This is a genomic window from Nonomuraea sp. KM88 (assembly GCF_052245635.1).
Taxonomy (GTDB): domain Bacteria; phylum Actinomycetota; class Actinomycetes; order Streptosporangiales; family Streptosporangiaceae; genus Nonomuraea.
The window spans coordinates 22,131-33,611 of record NZ_JBQQCC010000012.1; the positions used below are offsets into that span (position 1 = coordinate 22,131).

At 71.8% G+C, this 11,481-nt stretch carries 14 protein-coding genes; 5 read left to right on the plus strand and 9 right to left on the minus strand.

Annotated features, from left to right (window positions below; translation table 11 throughout):
- Positions 1 to 71: 71 nt before the first annotated feature.
- The 3 genes from helR to ACTWPV_RS31040 all read right to left on the minus strand — a co-directional run bounded on the left by helR (position 72) and on the right by ACTWPV_RS31040 (position 4,428).
- On the minus strand, positions 72 to 2,219 hold the full coding sequence (gene helR, locus ACTWPV_RS31030) for an RNA polymerase recycling motor ATPase HelR (protein WP_443154508.1): 2,148 nt from the start codon (positions 2,217 to 2,219) through the stop codon (positions 72 to 74).
- 216 nt (positions 2,220 to 2,435) lie between these two features.
- Positions 2,436 to 2,981, minus strand: coding sequence for an aldo/keto reductase (locus ACTWPV_RS31035; RefSeq protein ID WP_443154509.1), 546 nt, complete (start codon positions 2,979 to 2,981; stop codon positions 2,436 to 2,438).
- Between the two features lie 91 nt (positions 2,982 to 3,072).
- Positions 3,073 to 4,428, minus strand: a complete 1,356-nt coding sequence (locus ACTWPV_RS31040; RefSeq protein WP_443154510.1) for a serine hydrolase domain-containing protein — start codon at positions 4,426 to 4,428, stop codon at positions 3,073 to 3,075.
- Positions 4,429 to 4,528: 100 nt separating this feature from the next.
- Here ACTWPV_RS31040 and ACTWPV_RS31045 point away from each other — a divergent pair, with 100 nt between their 5' ends.
- Positions 4,529 to 5,080, plus strand: a complete 552-nt coding sequence (locus tag ACTWPV_RS31045; protein ID WP_347649246.1) for a helix-turn-helix domain-containing protein — start codon at positions 4,529 to 4,531, stop codon at positions 5,078 to 5,080.
- Here ACTWPV_RS31045 and ACTWPV_RS31050 read toward each other — a convergent pair.
- A complete protein-coding gene (locus tag ACTWPV_RS31050) occupies positions 5,067 to 5,870 on the minus strand; it encodes an aminotransferase class IV family protein (RefSeq protein ID WP_443154511.1) in 804 nt (267 codons plus the stop codon). The genes ACTWPV_RS31045 and ACTWPV_RS31050 overlap by 14 nt on opposite strands.
- Before the next feature lie 84 nt (positions 5,871 to 5,954).
- Here ACTWPV_RS31050 and ACTWPV_RS31055 point away from each other — a divergent pair, with 84 nt between their 5' ends.
- Positions 5,955 to 6,299 (plus strand): MerR family transcriptional regulator, encoded by a 345-nt coding sequence (locus ACTWPV_RS31055; RefSeq protein ID WP_347649244.1) that lies wholly within the window; start codon positions 5,955 to 5,957, stop codon positions 6,297 to 6,299.
- A 1-nt stretch (position 6,300) separates the two neighbouring features.
- On the opposite strand, the gene ACTWPV_RS31060 is transcribed toward ACTWPV_RS31055, so the two are convergent.
- The gene (locus ACTWPV_RS31060; protein WP_443154512.1) at positions 6,301 to 7,104 is read right to left on the minus strand and encodes a class I SAM-dependent methyltransferase; all 804 of its coding nucleotides are present in this window, start codon (positions 7,102 to 7,104) and stop codon (positions 6,301 to 6,303) included.
- 75 nt (positions 7,105 to 7,179) lie between these two features.
- Between ACTWPV_RS31060 and ACTWPV_RS31065 the strand changes: the two genes are divergently transcribed.
- Complete coding sequence (locus tag ACTWPV_RS31065) at positions 7,180 to 7,779, plus strand: TetR/AcrR family transcriptional regulator (protein ID WP_347649242.1); 600 nt, start codon at positions 7,180 to 7,182, stop codon at positions 7,777 to 7,779.
- Between the two features lie 16 nt (positions 7,780 to 7,795).
- Here ACTWPV_RS31065 and ACTWPV_RS31070 read toward each other — a convergent pair whose 3' ends face one another.
- On the minus strand, positions 7,796 to 8,344 hold the full coding sequence (locus ACTWPV_RS31070) for a dihydrofolate reductase family protein (RefSeq protein ID WP_347649241.1): 549 nt from the start codon (positions 8,342 to 8,344) through the stop codon (positions 7,796 to 7,798).
- 77 nt (positions 8,345 to 8,421) lie between these two features.
- Positions 8,422 to 9,123, minus strand: coding sequence for a helix-turn-helix domain-containing protein (locus ACTWPV_RS31075; protein ID WP_443154513.1), 702 nt, complete (start codon positions 9,121 to 9,123; stop codon positions 8,422 to 8,424).
- A 139-nt stretch (positions 9,124 to 9,262) separates the two neighbouring features.
- On the opposite strand from ACTWPV_RS31075, the gene ACTWPV_RS31080 reads away from it, so the two are divergent.
- A complete protein-coding gene (locus tag ACTWPV_RS31080) occupies positions 9,263 to 9,763 on the plus strand; it encodes a MarR family winged helix-turn-helix transcriptional regulator (protein ID WP_347649239.1) in 501 nt (166 codons plus the stop codon).
- A 13-nt stretch (positions 9,764 to 9,776) separates the two neighbouring features.
- Here the strand turns inward: ACTWPV_RS31080 and ACTWPV_RS31085 are convergent, their stop codons facing one another.
- Positions 9,777 to 10,160: a hypothetical protein gene (locus ACTWPV_RS31085; RefSeq protein ID WP_347649238.1), complete on the minus strand. Its 384-nt coding sequence runs from the start codon at positions 10,158 to 10,160 to the stop codon at positions 9,777 to 9,779.
- A 149-nt stretch (positions 10,161 to 10,309) separates the two neighbouring features.
- On the opposite strand from ACTWPV_RS31085, the gene ACTWPV_RS31090 reads away from it, so the two are divergent.
- Positions 10,310 to 10,993 (plus strand): flavin reductase family protein, encoded by a 684-nt coding sequence (locus ACTWPV_RS31090; protein WP_347649237.1) that lies wholly within the window; start codon positions 10,310 to 10,312, stop codon positions 10,991 to 10,993.
- On the opposite strand, the gene ACTWPV_RS31095 is transcribed toward ACTWPV_RS31090, so the two are convergent.
- Positions 10,955 to 11,464 carry an NUDIX domain-containing protein gene (locus ACTWPV_RS31095; protein ID WP_443154514.1) on the minus strand — a complete coding sequence of 170 codons (510 nt, stop codon included), beginning with the start codon at positions 11,462 to 11,464 and terminating at the stop codon, positions 10,955 to 10,957. The two genes, ACTWPV_RS31090 and ACTWPV_RS31095, sit on opposite strands and share 39 nt — an antisense overlap.
- Positions 11,465 to 11,481 lie beyond the last annotated feature (17 nt).

Below are 11,481 nucleotides of genomic sequence, written 5' to 3' on the forward strand. Positions count from 1 at the left end.
GCGTCGGATGTGGAGGAGTACTGCTTCCAGTTCTGGCCGATCCCCCGGCCGGCCTGATCGGCGCGCCGGCGTCAGGCGCTCGTGAGGATGACGAGCCGGCTGGTCGCCCGGGTCATGGCGACGTAGCGGTCGACCGCTCCTTCGACGCCCGTGCCGAACGCCTCCGGGTCGACGAGTACGACGAGGTCGAACTCGAGCCCCTTGGCCAGCTCCGGGGTCAGTGACCGGACGCGGGGCGCCTCCGGGAATGCGGGGTCGCCGATGACGCAGGCGGTCCCGTCGGCGTGGGCGGCGAGCCAGGTGTCGAGGATCGAGCTCAGGTCCGCGGTGGATCCGTGGACGACGGGGACGCCGCTGCTGCGGATGGAGGTCGGCACGTTGGCGTCCGGGAGTACGGCCCGGATGACCGGCTCGGCCTCCGCCATGATCTCTTCCGGCGTCCGGTAGTTGATGCTCAGCGAGGCCAGGTCGACGCGGTCGAGCCCGATCCGTCCGAGCCGTTCCTGCCACGACTCCGTGAACCCGTGCCTGGCCTGGGCGCGGTCCCCGACGATGGTGAAGCTCCTGGACGGGCAGCGCAGCAGCAACATCTGCCATTCCGCGTCGGTCAGTTCCTGGGCCTCGTCCACGACGATGTGGGCGAACGGGCCGGCGAGCAGGTCGGGTTCGGTGCCGGGCAGCGCGTCCTCGTCCACCAGGGCGTCCCGCAGGTCCTGTCCGTGCAGCATCGTCACGACGCCTTCGCCGTCGTCGTCGGCCTCGAGCAGGTGGTCGACGACGCCGGCCATGCGCTCGCGTTCGGCGGCGACGGACGCTTCCCTGCGGCGCCTCTGCCGTGACGCCTCCGGGTCGCCGAGCCGTTGCCGTGCCGCGTCGAGGAGCGGCAGGTCGGACACCGTCCAGGCCTGGGCGTTGTCGCGCTGGAGCCGCAGGACGTCTTCGCGGTCGAGCCAGGGGGCGCACTTCCGCAGGTAGGCCGGCACCGTCCACAGGTCTCCGACCAGGTCGGACGCCTCGATCAGCGGCCATGCGCGGTTGAAGGTCGTGAGCAGCTCCCTGTTCTGCAGCAGCGACCTGCGGAGCAGGTCGGGGGAGACGTCACCGTCGTGCTTGCCGGCCAGGATCGTGAGCAGTTCCTCCCAGATCCGGTCACGGGCCTCGTTGTGCGGGGTGCCGGGTTCCGGCGCTTCGAACGCCTCGGCCCAGTCGTCGGCGCTCAGCCAGATGTCGGACCAGTGGGTCGTGACCGACATCCCCTCGGTGGGCGGGTTCTCGTAGAACCTGACGGCCGGCTCGATCGCCTTGACCAGGTCCGCGGACGACTTCAGGCGGGCCACCTCCGGGTCGGCCTCGATCGCCGCGGCGGCCCCCTCGGCGACGAGGTCCCGCAGGGTGCAGGTCTGTACGCCCTCCTCCCCGAGGCTGGGCAGCACGTCGGAGACGTAGGCCAGGTAGGGCTGGTGGGGGCCGACGAACAGCACGCCGCCCCGGCGGTGACCGAGGCGCGGGTCGGAGTAGAGGAGGTAGGCGGATCGGTGCAGGGCGACGACGGTCTTGCCCGTGCCGGGACCGCCGTCGACGACGAGAGCGCCGCGGGATCCGGCGCGGATGATGGCGTCCTGGTCGGCCTGGATGGTGCCGAGCACGTCGCGCATCCGGGGCGAGCGGCTGCCGCCCAGGCTGGCGATGAAGGCGGACTGGTCGTCGAGCGCGGCGTGCCCGTCGATCTGGTCCGGGGTGAACACCTCGTCCCAGTAGTCGCTGATCCGGCCGCGGGTCCAGCGGTATCTCCGGCGGCTGGCCAGGCCCATCGGGTTGGCGTGGGTGGCGCCGAAGAACGGCTCGGCCGCGGGGGAGCGCCAGTCGATCAGCAGCCGGCGGCCGGCGCTGTCCGTGAGGCCGAGCCGTCCGACGTACACGGGCTCGGGATTGTCCGCGCCGACCATGTGCCCGAGGCACAGGTCCAGGCCGAAGCGGCGCAGGGCGCGCAGGCGGGCGGTCAGCCGGTGGATCTCCAGGTCCCGGTCCAGCGCCTGCCGCCCCTTGCCGCCGGGGGCCCTGCGCTCGGCTTCGAGGCGGTCGGACAGTTCGGCGATCGACTGCTCGAGGCTCTCGGCGATGGCCGCGAAGTGCCGCTCGTCGCCGGCGATCAGCGCCGGGTCGGCCTTGGGGGCGAGGTGGCCCGGAAGATCAAACGCGCTGGTGGTCAGCGGGTTCACGTCATCAGCTCCGATCTGAGGGTGCGCGGACCAACCCGTACGCCGGCGACGGCACCCGCACTTCGTGTCCCCCGTTCGCGCAGGGTGTTCTGGCCTTGGCCGACGATTGTGCGGCACGACCCGGGTCTTGCCGCAAGCCCCCCGCTGCGCTATAGGTTGAAAGTGGAAAGGAGCCGAAATCCCCTTTCCACTCCTGATGACCTCTTCCGGTGCGCTTCAGAGCCGTATGTCGGCGGAGCGTGACGGCACGGCGTCGAGCGCGGCCAGCGTCGCGTCGTCGAAGGTGATGGCGCCGGCGGCGACGTTCGCCTCGAGGTGGACGGGGTTCGCGGTGCCGGGGATGAGCAGCACGTTCGGGGCGTGCCGGAGCAGCCAGGCGAGGCCGGCCTGTGACGGGGTGCAGCCGATGGACTCGGCCGCGTCGCGGACCGCCGGCTCGTCGGTCACCTTCGGCATCTGCGGGAATGCGCCGCCGAGCGGGAAGAACGGCACCCAGGCGATCCCCTCCTCGACGCTCGCCCTGAGCTCCTCGGGACGCTGCGCGGCACGGAGCGGGAGGGGGCCGTCGGGGTCGGGGTCGGCGCCGATCTTGGTCACGACGACGACGCCGTCCTCGGGGCGGATGGCTTCGCGGATGAGCCCGTTGACGAAGCCGTCGCCGTAGAACTGGGCCGTGTCGATGTGGTCGATGCCGAGGTCGACGGCGCGGCGGAGCAGCGCGACGGCCGCGCTCCGGTCGCCGTGCAGGCGCTCGAGCTGCATCGCGCCGCTGTTCCCCGAGCAGTCCGCCCTCCTCCACCTCCAGGCCGTGCCCCCGGCGTAGGGACCGTGCCGCCGCTGTCTGGTGGCGGCGTCAGGAGATGCGCAACATCGCGCGGCTGTTGTGCAGGATCCGGAAGCGCCCGTCGGGTCCCGGGTCGAGGAAGACGACCTCAAGGCGCTCCCCGCCGTGCTGCCCGACCTCGACGAAGCGGGAGCCGTCGAGCGCGGCCAGCGTCGTGACCGGGTTCGTGACCAGGGATTCGACGTAGCTGGAACGCGGGATCGTGGTCATCGTCAACACGTTCCGCCCGTCATGGCCGATCCTGATGGTGGCCAGTCCCATGTCGAAGTCGCCGACGTACGGGCGGTGGTCGAGGGGCGTCCCGGCCTCCGGAGGGCTGGCCGGGGCGGGGGCGCGCACGCCGGCCAGCTCCTCCAGCAGCGGATGGACGAGGTCGGCGTGGAACGCGTCGGCGGCGCCGCCGTTGGTGAGCAGGGCCACGGCCACGTCCGCTCCGGGGACCATGCGCAGGTAGGCCTTCTGCCCGATCGTCGCCCCTGAGTGGCCGGTGACCGTGCCGCCGTCCCAGTCGTGCACCTCCATGCCCAGCCCGTACGAGCGGGGGAAGGCGGACAGCGGCGGCGGCGTCACCTGCGGCGTGCTCATGGCCTCGACGGCGGCGCGCGAGAGCAGGCGTGTCCCGCCGGGGGCGAGCCCGTGGTTCAGGTGCAGGCGCGCGAACTCCAGCAGGTCCGTGGCGCTCATGGCCAGCCCGCCGGCCGGATCGAGCGCGCGCGGGAGCGACCAGACGGGAGCCGGGCCCGTCTCGACGTGGCCGACCGCCGCGCGGTGCATGATTGCCTGCTCCGGCAGCGTGACAACGGCTCCCAGCCCCAGCGGAGCGGCCAGCTGACGCTGTGTCACCTCGCCCCAGGCGCCCTCCCGCAGCACCTCGACCAGGCGGCCGAGGACGACGAAACCGGCGTTGTTGTACGAGAACAGCGCGCCGGGCTCGGTCACCTTGGGCGCGCCGGACAGGTTGGCGACGAGGGCGGCCACGGCGTCCTCGTTCCTGCCGTAGTCGGCGAGGTCCTCTCCCGGGAATCCCGCGGTGTGCGTCAGCAGGTGGCGAGGGGTGACGGCCGCGGCGGCGCCCTCGTCGGCGAGCGCGAACTCCGGGAGGTGGTCGCGGATCGGCCGGTCGAGGTCCAGCCGTCCCTCGTCCACGAGCTGCATGACGAGCGTGGCCGTCCACGTCTTGGTGACGGATCCGATCTGGAAGACCGAGTCGGGGGTGGCCTCGACGCCGGTGCGGGTGTTGAGCACTCCTGTGGCCGTCTCGACGACGGCACCGTCATGCAGGACCGCGAGTGCGGCGCCGGGCACCCGGTGCCGGCCGGCCAGTGTGGCGAGGCGCTCGCTCAGGTCTGATGCGGTGATGGTCATGGCGATTCCCCCAGCTCGATTGATCTCACATTTAAGACCATAGCCATAAATGGAGTCAATGGAGCGCTACGATTTCCGCGAGGACGATCGGAGGATGCCCGTGAGCGATGTCGGTGTGCTGCACCCGGTCCGGATCCGGCTGGCGCAGATCCTGGCCCTCGGCCCCCGCACCGGGACCCAACTGCGCCAGGCGTTGCCGGACGTCCCGTACAGCAGCCTCTACCGGCACATCCGGTGGCTGGTGGACGCGGGCGTCATCCGCGTCGTCGGCGAGCGCAAGGTGCGCGGAGCGGTCGAGCACACGTACGAGCTGGACGAGCGCGCCGTCCAGGGCGCGGTGCCCGATCCGGCGGGGTTGTCGACCGGCGACCACGAGCGGGCGGTGACCGCCTTCGTCACGGGCCTGATGGCGCAGGCGCACGCCTACCTGGAGGGCGACCCGGATGATCCGGTCGCCCAAGGACTGACCTACACGTCCGTCCACGTGTGGGTGGACGACGACGAGCTGGCCCGGCTCCGCGCGCGCCTGCGCGACCTGATCGACCCCCTCGCGCACGCCACCCCCGGGCCGGGGCGGCGGCAGATCACCCTCGGCGTCGTCGCGATCCCGCAGCCGGGCGGCGCCGAGCCCGCCGACCCTACGGCGCGGTGAGCGGTTCGGCCTCGTACGCCTCGTGCAGCACCTCCACGAAGGACGGCGCCTCGGGCAGGGACACGGCACCGATCCGGTGCACGGCCAGCCCCGGCGTCCACGAGTTCATCACCACGGCGCCCGCCAGCGTCGGCAGGCCGGCGAGGGTGACCTCCTCGACGCGCTGGGGTACGCCGAGGCGGTCCAGCTGCCTGCGTACGATGCCCATCGTGGTCCCGGCCAGCATCTCGGCCTCGGGCCACACCACCGCCGAGCCGTCCCAGAAGGCCACGTTCCAGATCGAGCCCTCGCTGAGCCGCCCTCTGCGGTCGACGAAGGCGGCGTCGTCGAAGCCCTCGTCGACGGCCTGGCGCAGGTAATAGGTCTTGGCGGCCTCTCCGACCTGTTTCACGGCCGGCAGGAACCGTTCGTGCTCGATCGCCGCCAGGGCGAGCGGGCCCCGCGGGCCGGTCGAGGCGGGCCCGGTGCGTACGAGCAGCTCCGGCTCCACCTCGGGACCCGCCACGGTGAACTCGCCCGCCGGGGAGTAGACCGTGGCACTCAACGAGAGGTCGGCCGGCCCCGCCTCGACCGCCGCCCGCAGGCGGGCGCGCACCCGGTCGTCGGGCAGGGCCCGGCCGAGCAACGTGAGCGAGGCGGAGCGCAGCCGGTCCAGGTGGAGGTCGAGCCCCCGCACCCGGCCGCCGCGCACTTGCATGGCGGTGAAGTGGGCGTAGCCGGCGAAGGCGAGCGGCGCCAGATCGCCGGCACTCGCCGCGCGGCCGTCGCGTTGGACAACGAAGGAAGACATACGTCGCTCCAGCATGCTCATCAGGTGGAATGTCCGTTACCACGGTGACGTTAAGGCCTGACATCGATGGAAAGGTCAAACCGCATGCTGATCGGTGAGTTGTCCCGGCGCACCGGGGTCAGCGCGCGCCTGCTGCGCTACTACGAGGCCCAGGGGCTGCTCGACACCAGCCGGGGCCCCAACGGTTACCGCCACTTCGGCGAGGATTCCGTGGTCACGGTGCGGCAGGTGCGCGCCTTGCTGCGGGCCGGCCTGTCCACCGAGGTGATCCGGTCGGTGTTGCCGTGCGCGCGGGGCGAGCGTCCGGACATCGAGTGGTGCGCCGAGTTGTGGGACATCCTGAACGGTGAGCTGGCGACCATGGACCAGCGTATGGACGAGCTCCAGAGCAGCCGTGACGCTCTCGCCGGTCTCCTGGCGCGGCCCTGAGTCAGGCGGTTCGAGTCGCGGTGACCGCCACGGCGGTGTAGCTCATCGTGAAGGCGCCGCCCATCGCGTCGATCGCGGCGCCGATGGCCGACAGCAGCTCGTCCCGTTTGGCGGGCGGGAGCCGGGTGCCGCCTCCGTGCGTGGGCACCTGGTCCAGCCACGCGTCCCGGGTGTAGGTGTGCTCCCAGCCGATGTGCCACTGCTCCGGGTCGCCGAACGCGCCGGCCTCGCGCATCCCGTCCGCGGCCATGGCGCACATCGCGGTGTACGCCTCCGTGACCGGCTTTGTGTGGTCGTAGCCCGGCATCTCGGGTAGCACCTGGCGGTAGGCCGCGGCGAAGGCCTCGTTCAGGCCGGGCGGAGGCTGGAACGCGTTCCAGAACAGGGCCAGCCGTCCTCCGGGCCGCAGCACCTCCGCCGCTTTGGCCGCGCCGGCGACCGGGTCCACCCAGTGCCAGGCCTGCGCGGCGATGACCGTGTCGAAGGTCCGGCCCGCGGCGTCCCAGGCCTCGAACGTCGACACCTCGCATGCGACTCCGGTGCGCCGGGCCAGGCCGGCCATGCGCTCGTCGGGCTCGACGCCGAGCACCGTGCAGCCGGCGGCCCGGAACTGGCGGGCGGCGATGCCGGTGCCGCAGCCGACGTCGAGCAGGTCGGGCCCGGGGGCGGCGGCGACGATGCGCTCCACCAGGGCGTCAGGGTAGCGAGGGCGGGTGCGGTCGTAGCGTTCGGCGTCCGTGCCGAACGACTCGGCGACCTGGCGGAGCCGATGGGGCTGGTTGTTTTCCCGCGGGATAGTGGGCATGTGCCCACCATAGTGGGCGTCTGCCCACTCGTCTAGCCTGGGGGTGCCCGGCGACGGTTCGAGGAGGGACGCGCGGTGCCGACAGGGGTGGCCATGCGCGACGTGCGCGAGCAGCTGTTCAACGCCGCGGAGCGCATCCTGCTCCGGGCCGGGCCGAGCGGGCTGACCAGCAGGGCGCTCACCACCGAGGCCGGCTGCGCCAAGGGCGTGCTGCACCGCCACTTCGCCGACTTCGACGCCTTCCTCGCCGAGCTCATCCTCGACCGCATCGGCCGCATCGACGCTCAGGCGGCCGCCCTGCGCGCCTCCGCCGGCACCGGCACCGTCGCCGGCAACCTCACCGGAGCGCTGGCCGGGGTGTTCGAGTCGGTCGCCGTGGCGATCGTCGGCCTCATCACCTTCAGGGACGAGCTGCGGGCCCGGCTGCGCCGGACCCTGCCCGCCGGGATCCCGCTCCTGGCCGAGGCCACCACCATGATCGCCTCCTACCTCGCAGAAGAGCGCGAGATGGGCCGCATCGCCGCGGACGCCGACGTCGACACGCTCGCGCTCGCTCTTGTCGGGTCCGCGCACCTGCTGTACGCAGGCCGGGAAGGCGCCCCGCCGGAGGCCGGAGCCGTCGAGAGCGTCGTGACCACGGTCATGGCCGACGTCGTGCAGCGACGGCTGCTCTGACCCGCGTGGCAGGTGCTCAGCCGGCGTCGGGAACGTACGTCAGGTTGAGCACGCCGGTCTCGAAGGTCTCCGACTTGACCAGCTTCAGCGGGTGGGTCGGGGTGTCCTCGAACAACCGCTGGCCGCGACCCACGGCGATCGGGTGGACGAGCAGGTGGAGCTCGTCGAGCAGCCCGTTGGCCAGCAGCCACCGCACGGTCGTCGCGGAGCCGGACATCCCGATGTCGCCGCCGCTGACCTCCTCCTTGATCTCGCGCAGTCTGGCCGCGACGTCGCCGGAGACGATGGTGGTGTTGTCCCAGTCGGCCTTCTCCAGGGTGCTGGACACGACGAACTTGCGGGCGTTGTTCATCGACGCGGCCACTTCCGGGTCGGCGTCCGTCGTCGTCCAGTACGTGGACCACTCGTCGTACAGTTTGCGACCCATCAGCATCGCCGCCGCGCGTCGCATGCTCGCCTCGACCACGGCGCCCATCTCGTCGTTCCAGTAGGGGAAGTGCCACTGGTCCGGCGACTCGACCACGCCGTCCACGGAGATGAAGAAGCTCGAAATGATCTTAGCCATCGTTCGGTTCCTAGTCGTCGGAGGTGTTCATGGGATGGTGCGTACGCGCCGATGTGAAGGTTAGGCAGGAGGGGCGCTCACGTCTTGTACAGAAGCGACAGCGGCTCGTCCGGCTTCTGGGCGCTCAACTGCGTCGCGGTCCGCCCGACGTAGCGGGTCAGCGACCGCGCCAGGTGCGGCTGGTCGAAATAGCCGAGCCGGTGGATCACGTCGCCGACCGGCGTGCCCTCCTGGATCAGGACCGCCGCCTGCCTGGCGCGCGAGATCCGCTGGGCGGCGCCGCGCGTGAGGCCGGTCGCCGCCATGAAACGCCGCTGGACGGTGCGTTCTGACACGTCCGGCGCAGCGCCGCGCAGCACCGTGGCGACGATGGGGTCGCAGTCCACCACTCCCTCGCGCACCATCCGCCGGACGAACGCCTCGGCGTTGTCGTAGCCGGGAAGGCGCCAGGTGGAGCCCTTCAGCCAGAACGACCTGCGCGTCGCTCCGGGGATCTCCACGGCGCCGTTGACGAGCCGGCCGCTGGGCAGATGGGGCATGGACGTGCCGAGCGGGAACGTGATCCCGAAGAACGTCGCGTCCTCGGGCACGGGGGCGGTGCTCGCCGCCGTCTCGGGCCCTCGTACGGCCACGCTGACCTGACCGCGGTGTTCCCAGAGCACCAGCTCCCAATGGGCGGTCGCGATCGACGTCATCCGGGCGATGTCGTGGCTGCTGCTGCGCCACACCCGCTCGATGTACGGCGAATCGGATGGTCGGCTCTCGACGTGCAATCCCATCCTGGTCGTCCCCCTTCGCCGCGTATGGCACCCCTGAGCAGGCAGTCTGGCACGATTCCTGCCGGGCGTGTAGGGCACGGGACACCCGGATCGCCCAAGGAAATAACAGTACTTATATAAGAGCTGTTATAGTTGTCCCATGGCCGACCCCAACACCCCGGACCCCACCCGCGAGAGCCTCTGGCGGCCGCTGCGGGTCCTGCAGGCGTCGATGGACGCCGACATCGCCCGGCTCTACTCCGACAAGCGCATCGAAGGGCTCAAGCCGAGCTTCGTGATGGAGTTGCTCCGGCTCAACGCCCTCGGGCCGATGACCATCACCGAACTCGCCGAGTCGGTCGGGCGGACGCACTCGGCGCTGAGCCAGAAGGTGGCCGCCATGCGGGAGGCAGGCTGGGTCGAGACCGTGCCGGGTGACGACGCGCGCAGCAAGAAGGTGACGCTCACCGACCACGCCCGCGGCGTCGTCGGCCGCCTCGCTGCGGAGTGGCGGGCCACCGAGGCCGCCGTCGCCGAGATCGAGGCCGAGATCCCCTATCCGCTCACCCGGGTCGTCGCCGACATCGAGCAGGCCCTGGCCCGCAAGAGCTTTCACGACCGCATCGCCGAGAAGCTGGCGCACGACGCCGCGTGGGAGTGACGGGCGTGCCTGGTCAGGCCTGAGGGCCGCGGGGCAGGCCGGCGGTGTACGCCGCCCAGTCCGCCGGGTGCGCCATCCCCTTGCGCACGGGCACCTTCCTGGCCCTGCCCGCCTCGTCGACGACGATGCGGTTGCCCTCCAGGCGCGGGCTCCCGCCCGCGGGGATGGGGAATCTGCGTTCGGCCGGCCCGATCGGCGCGGCGAGAACGATGGCCTGCGGCTCGACCCGGAAGTACGGCCGCCGCAGGTAGACGACGCCGAGTCCGGCGACGATCAGCCCGACGACGATCGTCGGGCTGAACGCGCCGAGCAGGAGGAGCCAGAGCTGTAAGAGGACCAGGACGGAGCCCAGGATCAGGAACGTCCAGCCCAGCAGCGGGTTGTAGCGGATCTTCATGGGGAGTGGTCCTTCGCCGACGGATGTGTGCCGGCTCACGATCCTCGCCGCCGGCGGTCCAGGGGGCAAGCGGGCCGAGCGGGGGCCGCCAACGAGAGGTCCGAAGGCCGCCAGCGCCCGGCCCTCGTCCGCCGCGAAAGTAGAGCGCCATGAGCACTGTCACCGGCACCCACACCCTCATCGAGCCGAACATCCTCTACTTCGGCACCCCCGTGGTCCTCATCTCCTCCATGAACGAGGACGGCACCCCCAACCTGGCGCCCATGTCGTCGGCGTTCTGGCTGGGCTGGCGGGCGGTGCTGGGGCTGGCGGTGCGGTCCAAGACGTCGCAGAACCTGCTCAGGACCGGCGAATGCGTGCTCAACCTCCCGTCCGACGCGCTCGCGCCGGCCGTCGACCGGCTGGCGCTGACCACCGGGTCCGACCCCGTGCCCGAGCGCAAGCAGGTGCGCGGCTACCGGCACGTGGCGGACAAGTTCGGGCGGGCAGGGCTGAGCGCCGTCCCGTCCGAGACGGTGGCGCCGCCCCGGGTCGGCGAGTGCCCGGTCGCGATGGAGGCCGTCGTCGAACGCCACCACCCCGTGGGGGACGAGGGCGGGATCCTGGCGTTCGAGGTGCGGGTGCAGCGGGTCTGGGTGCACGACGGGATCCGCATGGCGGGCACGGACGACCACATCGACCCCGACGCCTGGCGCCCGCTGATCATGAGCTTCCAGAAGTTGTACGGGCTCGGCCCGCAGGTGCACCCGTCCACGCTCGCGCAGATCCCCGAGCGGCTCTACCGCGGCGCCGACCTAGAGCGGGCCCGCGCCGTCCACCAGAGCCAGCCATGAGCGGCCGGCGCAGACCCGGCTGATCTCCTCGAACACCAGCCAGCCGGCGCCGGTGGCCTCCGACCCGGCGGGCGGCCGGGTCGGGGAGCCCGGCTCCGGGAGCGAGGCCCGGAACATCACCATGTACGTCAGCGGCGGATAGCGGTAGCCGTCGGGCGCCGGGGCGAGCAGCTCGATGCGCTGCCAGGCGAAGGCGGACAGCGCGGACGAGGGCAGGCGCAGGCCGGTCTCCTCGTACAGCTCGCGGACCGCGGCGCCGGCCGCCGTCTCGCCGGGTTCGAGGTGGCCGCCGGGGATGTCCCAGCCCCGCCCGTCCACGCGCGTCATGAGGGTGCGGCCCGCCCGGTCCGACACGAACGCGAACGCGCACGTGGTCTGCTCCACCGGCGGGATGGTCGCGGTGCGCATCAGGTCCATGCGGTGCGCCACGGGGACATAGGGGACCGTGCCGGTCAGGAGCAAATCTGTCATGTCTCCATCGTGCCCGC